10 protein-coding genes are annotated in these 11,903 nt (G+C 33.2%); 8 read left to right on the forward strand and 2 right to left on the reverse strand.

The window, feature by feature from the left end; translation table 11 throughout:
* The first annotated feature begins 3 nt into the window (after window positions 1-3).
* From AC2A1G_RS00100 to AC2A1G_RS00135, 8 genes are all read left to right on the forward strand, one after another.
* The gene (locus tag AC2A1G_RS00100; RefSeq protein ID WP_484044939.1) at window positions 4-468 is read left to right on the forward strand and encodes a DUF4280 domain-containing protein; all 465 of its coding nucleotides are present in this window, start codon (window positions 4-6) and stop codon (window positions 466-468) included.
* Complete coding sequence (locus AC2A1G_RS00105) at window positions 465-3,329, forward strand: hypothetical protein (RefSeq protein WP_484044940.1); 2,865 nt, start codon at window positions 465-467, stop codon at window positions 3,327-3,329. Before AC2A1G_RS00100 ends, AC2A1G_RS00105 begins: the two co-directional genes overlap by 4 nt.
* 6 nt (window positions 3,330-3,335) lie before the next feature.
* A complete protein-coding gene (locus tag AC2A1G_RS00110; RefSeq protein WP_484044941.1) occupies window positions 3,336-4,316 on the forward strand; it encodes a hypothetical protein in 981 nt (326 codons plus the stop codon).
* A gap of 3 nt (window positions 4,317-4,319) precedes the next feature.
* Complete coding sequence (locus AC2A1G_RS00115) at window positions 4,320-4,949, forward strand: hypothetical protein (protein ID WP_484044942.1); 630 nt, start codon at window positions 4,320-4,322, stop codon at window positions 4,947-4,949.
* A 470-nt stretch (window positions 4,950-5,419) separates the two neighbouring features.
* Complete coding sequence (locus AC2A1G_RS00120; protein WP_484044943.1) at window positions 5,420-6,247, forward strand: hypothetical protein; 828 nt, start codon at window positions 5,420-5,422, stop codon at window positions 6,245-6,247.
* The gene (locus AC2A1G_RS00125; RefSeq protein WP_484044944.1) at window positions 6,219-6,428 is read left to right on the forward strand and encodes a hypothetical protein; all 210 of its coding nucleotides are present in this window, start codon (window positions 6,219-6,221) and stop codon (window positions 6,426-6,428) included. The genes AC2A1G_RS00120 and AC2A1G_RS00125 overlap by 29 nt, the downstream gene beginning before the upstream one ends.
* Entirely contained in the window at window positions 6,428-7,471 is a 1,044-nt protein-coding gene (locus AC2A1G_RS00130; RefSeq protein WP_484044945.1) for a hypothetical protein, read from the forward strand. The genes AC2A1G_RS00125 and AC2A1G_RS00130 overlap by 1 nt, the downstream gene beginning before the upstream one ends.
* A 458-nt stretch (window positions 7,472-7,929) precedes the next feature.
* Window positions 7,930-8,457: a hypothetical protein gene (locus tag AC2A1G_RS00135; protein WP_484044946.1), complete on the forward strand. Its 528-nt coding sequence runs from the start codon at window positions 7,930-7,932 to the stop codon at window positions 8,455-8,457.
* A 221-nt stretch (window positions 8,458-8,678) separates the two neighbouring features.
* Here the strand turns inward: AC2A1G_RS00135 and xylE are convergent, their stop codons facing one another.
* Both xylE and xylA read right to left on the reverse strand, forming a co-directional pair.
* Window positions 8,679-10,100, reverse strand: coding sequence for a D-xylose transporter XylE (xylE, locus tag AC2A1G_RS00140; RefSeq protein ID WP_267265545.1), 1,422 nt, complete (start codon window positions 10,098-10,100; stop codon window positions 8,679-8,681).
* Between the two features lie 225 nt (window positions 10,101-10,325).
* Complete coding sequence (gene xylA, locus AC2A1G_RS00145) at window positions 10,326-11,654, reverse strand: xylose isomerase (protein WP_484044947.1); 1,329 nt, start codon at window positions 11,652-11,654, stop codon at window positions 10,326-10,328.
* Window positions 11,655-11,903 lie beyond the last annotated feature (249 nt).

Genomic DNA, 11,903 nt, shown 5'->3' on the forward strand with positions numbered 1-11,903 from the left:
ACTATGAGTGAAAAACATTTAGTATGTCATGGAGCGACCTGCCAATGTAAATTTGGTACAACTCCCGATAAGCTTATCGTAAAAACACAAAGCAAACGCTTCATCAATGATGCAAGCAAAAAGCTTATGGCTACTCATGTAGACATTGGACAAACCTTTGAGAAAAATACCTTCGGATCCTGCAAAAAAATGAATAATAATCCTTGCCAGGCAGTTGTAACTCAGTGGAGTGGTTTTTATGAAAAAATTATACTGGAAGATAATCAAGGCAAGGCTTTGTTGGAAGATAGTAAGGCCACGTGCCCTGTAGGCAGTCCAGATTGTATAACGATTATTAATCATGGGCAAACCGCTGAAGCATCTGCGCAAAATGTGAAGAATACAGATAAGGAGGTTCTGGTTGAAATGATTCCTTTTGCTAATTTTCTTGATGAAGAAAGTCTAATTCATTTAAATATACTGTCATGAATAATCCGAAAATAAAAATTTATCCTCAAATTACAGATAAATATAATGCAGGAACCGGATATATTCTTGTTGAGCCAACAAAAGAAGGTAAAGCTTCCTTAAAAGCAGAAATTCAAAACTGGGATAAGCTGGAAGTAGAGGAACAAAAAAATTTAGCCTGGGTCTGGAGTATTTGTAATAATAAACCCAATTTTCAGGAAAATGCATACAATCCAGATTTAGGGATTGGAAAAGGTAATGAACATAGCTTGAGCTTTACAAAAATCTATTGGGGAGGAATAGGATGGCTTGAACCTTACATTCATGGTAAGTCTAAGCCCACGAATAGTACTAAAAATGGAGTATTTGTACAAGTTAAAACGACCCCGAAAGTTCTTGGATATGAATGGAGAGAATATGATGCTGGTAATGACGGGGCGGTTATTAATAGAGAGGTAAAATATGGCGAAACAATTCAGCTTCATATTTATACTGATGGATTATTTGGTGAAGATATAGAAATACTGCTGTTTGATGATAAAAATAATGCTGAAGACCTACCGATGCATGAGAAAGAAGATGGAAAATGGAAAAAAGAAGAGGAACGTCTGGAACTTGAGAAAATTGATAAAAATAAACTTCCCAATTCATTTTCCAGAATATTAAGAGAAGTAGGTGTATTTGTCTCTAAAAATAAACCCGCTTTTCAAACAATTAATAGCGAACTAAAGAACGGTATTAATTACCAGAAGTGTGTGACTAATATTTATGTAGATCCTGTCTGGAGTTTCTATGCTAATTCTGAAAATAATAAATTTAATCAAAATTCAATTAAGCTCAAAGCATCCATCTTTTTTTCAGACAAAGAACTCGTCTGTAATAAGAATAGTATTACATTATTAGGGCTTAGTAATGAAGTTTCGTTTCTTAAACCCGAAGGAAATAAAGTGGCTATTATAGGAGAGGTACAGACAAATTATGCCAATTTTTTACCTTGTGGCTATTCAGAAATTCATGGTAAGTACAAAAAAAACGAAGAAGAGGTAGATATACAGGTATTTCCTCTGAAAGATAACCCAAGCCCAACTCAATTAGTTTTTCCTATTGTTGCAGGAGTAGACAAAATGAGAAAAGAGCTAACTGTTGAATTAAAAGATGTTCGCTCAATTGATTGTTTACATGAAGGAAAATTAAGACATACAGGAAAAGTAATAGATATATCAAAAATAGAATCATTACTAAAACCAGATAATACAACACGAAAAAGACAGTGGAGACTGGCGCAAAGTTCTGAAATATTTAGCGGTGGGGAAGCACAAACTAAAAAAGAAGAAGATAAAAGTACGCTGACACAGGCAATCACTTTAATTGATGGAGGTAAAAAATTAAAGATGCAATCGGGGTTTAAAATATTAGAGAATTATTATCCTTTTGAGTATCAAGATCCTACAGATGAGTTACTTAAGTTGAAATTAGGTTATGATTATACTTGGGGTAATACAGTTAATCCGCTTAGTGGTTTAATAAGAACAATTTGGCCTAATAGTGGAATTGCGGTTCAGAAATACCCAATTGGTTTAAATACATGTGCATTTCGTACACCTTTATATATTGCTGTTTATCCGGATACAAAATGGACGCTTCAAATTGCTTATAATTATGATGGGAAAGAGTTCAATGAACTAAGAGAAGAATATCACGAAACCTGGAAGTTAAAAGAGCTTGAGGCGGATGAACGGATCAATCAGCTAAAAGAGCAGCAACAAGGAAATATATCCAGCAGTAAAAAGAAAAAAAACAAACGGAAGATTCAGCAGGCTTCTCAGGAAAGAAGCAGGGCACGAAAAAATAACTCTGTTCGAAGTCAGGCAAAAAATCTTATGCAAAAAGCACATGGAACACTTGATGCTGAGTATAATTTGATTTGTGAGTTCGACAGACCTTATGCTGCATTAAATTTCAGTTCAGAATTTGTTAAAGCTAAAGAATTTCTTCATAAAATTGTAAGCTTAAAAGAGCTTATTGAAAAAATTGTAAAAGGTAATAATACAGAAACTACAAGAAGCTCTCCAACAGGTAACGCAACTATTACAAATCGTAAAGCCAAGTTGCGGGAACTTATGAATAAAAGAGGAGGAGAAAAGAAAAGTAACTGGAGTTTTGAGCTTACTCCTCCCAAAGTTGGTCTTTCTGTAAGCTGGTGTGCAGAAGCTGCAGCAGATTTAAAAAGCCCGGAAATGGGAACTTTAATAGAAGGTGCAATTGATTTAAATCCTCTTTTTGGAATCGAAGCAAAATATGATCTGTATCAATTATTATATAAGATCAAACATCCTGTTGTTCTTGCTGTTGTTGCTATTTTAGATGTTTTAGACGAAGCATTGGGAGATAATTTTGATATTAATCTAGATTTAATTATTAACAGTGAAATTTTTGGATCTTTAAAAGGAAGCATTAATACAGCTTCTGGGAGTAACTTTACCAACAGATTGATGAAAGATGATGATGGAAGCCCATGCAAGTTTGGAGGAAAAGTTTCAATTGCCATTAAAGGATACTTACAGGCAAATGGAAGTATGAAAGCTTTTGTTTTCTGGAAGTCTAAAGCTTATCTGGAAGCAAGTGTCGAAGTGAAAAGCGGAATAGCATTAGAGTTTGTTACAAAAGCAGATACCCACAGTATCTATGTGGAACCTGAAGTGAAATTTGAAGGATTATTATTAGAAGCCAATGTTAGTTTAGGGTTTGTTGCAGATGATGCAGGAACAGACAATATCAGCGAATTGAAAGAAAAAGACGGAATACATTATACTGCAGATGGGAAAATAGTAGTATTAGATCCTTATACGTGGAAAACAGGTTGGAAATTACCTATAATATAAAAAATAATGACAAAGTTTATATTCACATTATTATTGACAGCAAGCCTTATAAGTAGCGCACAGGAATCAAAAGATAAAACAATGACAACACAACAACGAATAGAATATTTTTCCGGCAAAGTTCAAAAATTTGAAAAAGAGCCACTTTATCAACTCGATATTCAGTCTGTTTATAATTTCAGAATCCTGGTAAATGGAAATCCTGTATATTCTAATTTTGATAAAATACCGGGAACAGCAAAAGTTAATATCAATTCTTCTATTTTAAAGAGTGGGAAACAAAATATTGAAATTGAATTGTATCCGGGATATGATAATAACGGAGTACAGAAGCTTTATCTTGGAAACGGTGAAAACTTTGTTCTGAAAGTCGAAAAAACAGGATGGAATAATGATGGGTCATTGCAAACTCCGGAAGAGGTTGTTGAGTTTAGAAATGACGATCAGGAGATAGATTACTCAAAATTAGCGGAATATAAGACAAAGATTAGCTTTAATGCTACAGTTCCTTATACCCTTACAGGATGGGAGGATGGAGAAGATCTTTCTAAATTAAACCAAAAAGAATTAGAAACAAAGGTTGTCAATTTTTATAAAAATATGGCTTCAGCTTTTAAAGAAAAAAATTATGATTATCTGAATACGGTATTTTTAAATGCTGATAATGAATGGTATCAGGCAGAATATTTTCCAAAAGATGTGATTGCAAAGTTTCAGTCTACTAAGGGCAGAAAAGCTAAATCTGTTTCTACTACTAAGGCAGAATCTGATACCTATTCACAAACTATTTACCCCATCGAAAATTATGTAATGAAATTTTACGGCAATAACAGAATGGTAAGACTAGAACCTAAAGAAGGTGTAAATCGCGGAGAATCTTTACTGGGATATGAAGATATTGATAAATCTGGGATGAATAGAAAGACATTTATAGATATGGTACTATATATTCCAAAGGGAACGCAAAGCTTGCAAATTATCAGATAATACATGTTTAATAAAAATAAAAAGCTGCTAAGCAACCTTAAAAAAATTCAGGAACAATATCAGGAAAATAAAAAAAAGGCAATGCCTTTAACAAAATCTGCACTAATGCAGATGGTTGTCAATTTGTTGTGGGCTGGCTTTAATATGTATATGTTCCTAGAAAATAAGAATGTAGAAAAATCTTCATTCTTTAACTTTTGGTTAATGTTTTTTTTACTTTTAATGAATATTCCTTTATTTATCTATAAGGAAAACGATAGAGAAAATAAAAACAGGTTTGTAGCTATTTATTTTTTTTGTGCATTATTAGTATTTACTCTATTTCCATTCTTTATATCATATAATCTCGCTATGGCATTTACTTTAGCTTCATGGCTTCCCAATTATATCTATTCATACTCAATAAAAGATAAAAAAGTGATAGATAGTCTAAAGGGAAGTACGGTTAGTTTTATATTCTTTTGGGTAGCACTCCTGGTGATTAGTATTATGATCAGTATTTCAGGGCATTATTTTGGAGCTGAATTACTTCCGAAGAAATACAATTATGGATATTTAATTAATGTGCTCTATAATTTATTTTTTATACTATCAGTTTATAATTCAAACCGATACCGAAACATATCAGTTTAGATTAGCTCTCAGGATTTCAAAAAAAACGAGCGCTATAATACTCTACAATGTTAAGACAGTAGTTTAGAATATGAAAATAAGACTTAAATAATTATGTCAATATATAGGAATTCAGTATGTACCGTTGTGCCATTAATGAAAGGTAAGCAAGATGGATAAGGTGTTTTCAATTATCTTTTTTAACTTCCAAAAGATAAAACACAATTAGAAGCTTTTTTAAAAAAAATATTCATGACAAAAGAATAAATATCTGAAAAAGAAATACCATTAATACTTAAAAAAGTAAATAAAAGTTTGTGGTTGTTTGGATATCCGTTTTATTTATATTGCATGACGAGGTAATAGCTCTAATCTATATGAATACCTTGCTAGTACTTTTGTTGAAAATTTGAGCATTTCATTAATTGAGCCTTGCGAACTGTTATTCCATTCTACAGAAATGACTAAAAATCCTAGCGATGATAAATAATATGAAGAAAATATTTTTAATACTAATGGCTAATCTTAGTTTACTTAGCTGTAGTCAAGAAAAAAAATCAACAAATTACAAACAAGAAAAACCAATGTACAACATTAATCAATATATATATCCAGAAGCCAAAGATGTAACAGAAGCGAATTTTGTAGAAAAAATAAATAAGCAAATAAAACACTATGATAAAGAACCTGTTTATTATTTTAGAATCCAAAAACAAAATTCATTAATTAGAGTTTATGTAAACGATGTAAATATTTATGATGATTACGAGTTATCAAATACCATTACTCCGATCGAAATTACTAATATTCTTAAGTCTGGTCCACAAACCGTTAAAATAAAAATGTATCCTGTGGGAGATTTGATAAACCAGGATTTGGGATTAGAAAATCAACCACCTGCAACGAAATTATCAGATAAAGCAAAAGTAGATCTTTCAGTGGTCATGATGGATAATAAATCTGACAAGGGTTTTGATGATGAAAAAGTAATTGTGGAAAAAGTAAGCCCAAATGATGTTGCGGGAAAAGAGTATTACGAGTTTAGTTTTACATTTAATGCAGAAGTTCCATATACGTTCGAAGGCTGGACTAAAGGACAGGATTTAAGAAAATTGGATCAAGAATTAGTGCGCAAAAAAGCAGAAGAGTTTTACACAATATGTGGGCAAATTTTTGAAAATAAAAATTTAGATGATTGGTTAAAACTTAAATACCCTTTTACTAATAGAATTATGTCCTCATCTTATGTTGATGATCAATATTTAGAAGAATTATTAAATGAATATAAAAGTGATGTTAAGACCAATAAAAAACTATAAGCTAGAATTTATGGGAGATGGTAAATTATTAAGGCTAAGGCAAAATTCACTAGACAAAGACTACAGAGGAAAAGGAGCATTAATGTTAGAGTATGATGAAGGATATTATTTCCCCGGCATCACATTATACTTACCCGAAGGCAGAGATTTGGCAACACAAGGCTTTATGATGTGGAAGTAATGAGAAAAGTTATATACATATTGGTTTGTAGTTTTTGCTTTGTTGCTTGCAGTCAGAATAAAAAAACTGAAAACCAAAACCAGACGACGAGCAGCCCAACGAAAACGTACGACATTAATCAATACATATATCCAGAAGTCAAAGATGTAACAGAAGCGAATTTTGTAGAAAAAATAAATAAGCAAATAAAACACTATGATAAAGAACCTGTTTATTATTTTAGAATCCAAAAACAAAATTCATTAATTAGAGTTTATGTAAACGATGTAAATATTTATGATGATTACGAGTTATCAAATACCATTACTCCGATCGAAATTACTAATATTCTTAAGTCTGGTCCACAAACCGTTAAAATAAAAATGTATCCTGTGGGAGATTTGATAAACCAGGATTTGGGATTAGAAAATCAACCACCTGCAACGAAATTATCAGATAAAGCAAAAGTAGATCTTTCAGTGGTCATGATGGATAATAAATCTGACAAGGGTTTTGATGATGAAAAAGTAATTGTGGAAAAAGTAAGCCCAAATGATGTTGCGGGAAAAGAGTATTACGAGTTTAGTTTTACATTTAATGCAGAAGTTCCATATACGTTCGAAGGCTGGACTAAAGGACAGGATTTAAGAAAATTAGATCAAGAATTGGTACGCAAAAAAGCAGAAGAGTTTTACAGAATGGTGGGCAAACTCTATGTAAATAAAGATTTAAATTCGTTAATAAAATTAGATTATGTTTCAAACACTCGTATCATGGCATCTTCATTTAATGACAAGCAATATGTATTGGAATTTTTAGATGAATATAAAAATGATGTTGAAAAGTATGAATATAAAGTTGGAGATATAAAAGATTATGATGTAGAATTCATGGGAGACGGTAAACTAATTCGTTTAATTAATAGAAGCAAACGTCCTAAATTGAGAGGTGGAAGTGCTTTACTATTAAGTTATGGTAAGAATGGAAACTTTGCTCCTGAGATATCCCTTTACCTTCCCGAAGGCAGAGATTTAGCAACACAAGGCTTTATGATGTGGAAATAAAAAAATAAGTCTATGGCTGCATTAATTATATTTATTCAGATAGTAAGTTTAGTAGTGTATTTTCAATTTCTCAATCAGGGAGAAGATTATGATTATGTAGATCGTAAGAATGAGAAATATACAGTTGGAGGTTGTTTGTGGTATTTTTTGGCGGGTCTGAATTTTCTTTTTATTCTACGTTCTTTTTATGTGATTATAGTGTATTCCTATAGCTGGTACGATTATATTTTGGAATTTATTTCGTTTGGAATTTCTTTATTCGTTATGATTCCAACCTCGATATACCTGCTTATAAAGCGTTATAGAAAAAAGAAAAGAAATAAAAATAACAAATGAACAAAAAAGTGACTCATAGAGGCTGTTCTAAAAATTGGGACAGCCTTTTCTAAGTATTGCACCATCAAGAGCATTTACATTACGTCTGAAATTAATTTTTAACAAAGAAAACAATTTATAATATGAAGAATTTATTTTTTTTATTAGCAGTATTTATCTGTTACAATACTGCACTGGCTCAAAAAAAAACCAATAAAACAATCCTCCCGACTCCCCCGGAAATAAAAGAACAGAAAATAAGAATGATTTCTAAGGATGAAACAAAAAAATGTTTTGTTTACAGCACAAATGAACCAAAAAACAATTCAATGATATTGGAGACCAAAAGTATTTTAGAGTACGATGAGTCAGAAAATAATGCCCGTATAATAATCAATTCAAAAGAATATGACCCAATAAAAGATCAACAGGCAAAAAAAGAAGGGAATAGCTTAGTGTGGCAAGAAACTGAGGAACTTATCAACGGAACATATAAAATTAAAAATAACATTTTGACATTCACCCCAGAAAAATCACATAATAATAAAGTCCGTACTTTTAATTTGGTTTACAAACTGAAAACTAAAAAACTTGATTATTTGAAAGACGATGTGAATAATAAATATGTAGCTGGAACCTGTTCAAATCCTGTCGTAAGTATAGGTTTATAAAAACTTCATAGAGGCAGAGATTTAAAAATGCAAGGTTTTATGATGTTGAAGTAATGATTAATTTTTTAATGCTCAAATTGAATTAGCTGTGTTGAAAATTTCGGACTTGCCCGCTGAATCTAAAGATTATTTAATTTTAGGCAAAATGTTTCTATACTTGCCATAGCAAAAAAAGGAGCGCCAAAAAAACTTGGCGCTCCTTAATGTAATTATATGTATATTTATTTCTCCCAAACCTTCTCAATCTCCTCCAAAGATTTTCCTTTCGTTTCGGGAACCCATTTCCAGACAAAGAATAACGATAAAACACTCATCACGCCGTAAAATCCGTAGGTGAAAGCACCACTGAATTCCATCATAAAAGGGTAGGTGGATGAAATTAAATAATTCGCTGCCCATTGTGCGGCAACAGCTATTGCAATCGCACTTCCTCTGATTTTATTAGGGAAAATTTCTGAAATTAAAACCCAGCAAATTGGTCCCCAGGACATCATAAATGAAGCCGTGTAAACGATGATGAATACCAAAGTGGCAATTCCGATGATTTGATAGTAGGATAAAATTGCAATCGCAAACATACCAATCGCCATCCCAACTGAACCGACGATTAACAAAGGTTTTCTTCCCCATTTATCCACGGTGAAAATAGCGATAACGGTAAAGATTACATTCACCAATCCCATCACAACAGTCTGCAGCATCGATGAATCTTTATGAACACCCATGCTTTCGAAGATTCTTGGAGCATAATACAAAGCCACGTTGATCCCCACAAATTGCTGGAAAACAGAAAGCAAAATTCCTATCACAATCACGGTTTTTCCGAAAGCGAAGATTTCACTTTTATGTTCAACGACAGTGCTTTTTATTTCAGAGAAAATTTCTTTTCCACGGGCTTCACCATTGATTTTGGTTAAAATTTTAAGCGCTTCTGCGTCTTTGTTTACGAATGTCAGATAACGCGGTGTTTCAGGTACGAAAAACAGCAAAATTCCGAACAGGGCAGAAGGAATCGTCAAAGATAAAAACATATATCTCCATCCGATTTCGTTGATCCATTCTACGGTTTGTCCGCTTGCGATTCCCCAGTTCACGAAGTAAACCACGAGCATCCCGAAAATAATGGCAAACTGATTCAGAGAAACCAGTTTACCACGTATTTCGGCAGGTGCAATCTCGCCAATGTACATCGGGCAGACCGCCGAAGCCAAGCCCACACCGATTCCACCGATGATCCTATAAAAATTAAATGCCAGCAAAACACCCATCGAATGTTCGCCGTGTTTGAAGAATAAAAACTCAGGATACGCCGCTCCCAAAGCACTGATGAAGAACAGAAATGCTGAAAGCATCAATGATTTTTTTCTTCCCAGCTTTGTGGAAATCATTCCGGAAATAGCGCCACCGATGATGCATCCGATCAATGCACTTGAGATTGTGGCTCCGTGCGCCAGTGAACTCAATCCCAAAGGAATAATAAGATATTCCTGAATTGATTTTTCGGCTCCCGAAATTACTGCCGTGTCGTATCCAAACAAAAGTCCTCCCAAAGTGGCAACCAACGTGAGTACAGTAACGTACAGCATGTTGATCTGCGCCTTTGTTCCTGAAGAATATTTAGGACCGGAATCTATTATTTGCATAGTTTGATTTAGTTTTATTGTTATTGTAATACAAATTACACGAATTGTTTACGAATTACAGGAATTCCTTGAAATTTTAAAGCCTATTTCTTACCTCAACTCTTAAGGAAAGAAAAAGTCCTTAAAATTCATCAAAATTACACCTTTAGCGCGGATGAAATTATTTTTGATGAATTCTTTGATAATAGTTTTATTAGTTTAAAAGATGATTTATCCTAAATATTTTTATAAATACTGATTAATAATACTCTCAAGATATTCCTGCTTACCGCTTTCTCTTCCTACTTCACCAAGACCTTGAGCGTAAGTGGCAAGATCGGTTAAAGATAAGCTTCCGTTTTCGAAATCTTTACCTTTTCCGGAATCAAATGAAGAATATCTATTGGTTCTGATTTCAGAATATTTTGATTTTTCTAAAATTTTATCAGCAGCCAAGAATGATCTTGCAAAATTGTCCATTCCGCTGATGTGCGCGATGAAAATATCTTCCAGATCAGTTGAGTTTCTTCTGATTTTAGCGTCGAAATTAACTCCACCACCTTGGAAACCTCCAGCCTGAATAATCACCAACATCGCCTGAGTCATTTCGTACAGATCAACAGGGAACTGGTCTGTATCCCAACCATTTTGGTAATCACCTCTGTTTGCGTCAATGCTTCCCAAAACATTATTATCAGCCGCAACCTGAAGTTCGTGCTCGAAAGTATGTTGTGCTAAAGTTGCGTGGTTAACTTCAAGATTTAATTTAAAATCATTCAATAGATCGTACTGACGAAGGAAGTTTAAACACGTTGCCGCATCAAAATCATACTGGTGTTTTGTAGGCTCCATCGGTTTTGGCTCAATAAAGAATGTTCCTTTAAATCCCTGAGCTCTTGCATAATCTTTAGCCAAATGTAAAAATTTCGCCATGTGCTCCTGCTCACGTTTCATATTCGTGTTTAAAAGTGACATATAACCTTCACGGCCGCCCCAGAATACATAGTTTTCTCCGCCTAATTTGATCGTTGCATCCAAAGCATTTTTTACCTGTCCGCCAGCGTAAGCCAAAACGTCAAAAGAAGGATTGGTAGCCGCACCGTTCATAAATCTTGGATTTGAAAAACAGTTTGAAGTTCCCCATAACAATTTCACACCTGAAGTTGCCTGTTTTTCTTTAGCATAATCGGTAATGAATTCTAATCTTTTTGTAGATTCTAAAAAGTTATCTGCCTCGTCAATCAAGTCATAATCGTGGAAACAGTAATAAGGAACGCCCAGTTTGGTGAAAAATTCGAAAGCGGCATCCATTTTTTCTGTTGCTCTTTGTTTGGCATCAGAAGCGGTTAACCAGTCGAATTGCTGGGTTCCTGCACCGAATGGATCTCCACCGGTCGCACAGAACGTGTGCCAGTAAGCAGACGCAAACTTGAAATATTCTTTCATCGTTTTTCCACGAACTACCAAATTTTCATCGTAGAACTTAAATGCCAACGGATTGTCTGATTCTCTTCCTTCAAACTTGATTTTTTCTATTCCTTTAAAGTACTCTTTGTTTCCTGTGGTAACTGACATATTTTTTATATTTTAATTTTATTGTAACCGATTGCATTTTACAGTATTATTTTATCAAATACTTTTCATAAAATTTACACTATATTTCTGTAAAACCTGAAATTGATGTGGTTTAAACTAAATGTAAAAATTCTTTGATAAAAAACGAACATTAATAAAAAAAATATAATTTTCTCATCTGGTTTTTATATAAATCCTTTATTAATAGTGTTTTGTGGAATTGATATTAATCAGAAGTAAATTCAATTT

Source organism: Chryseobacterium sp. HNCC26DJ240 (genome assembly GCF_057180485.1).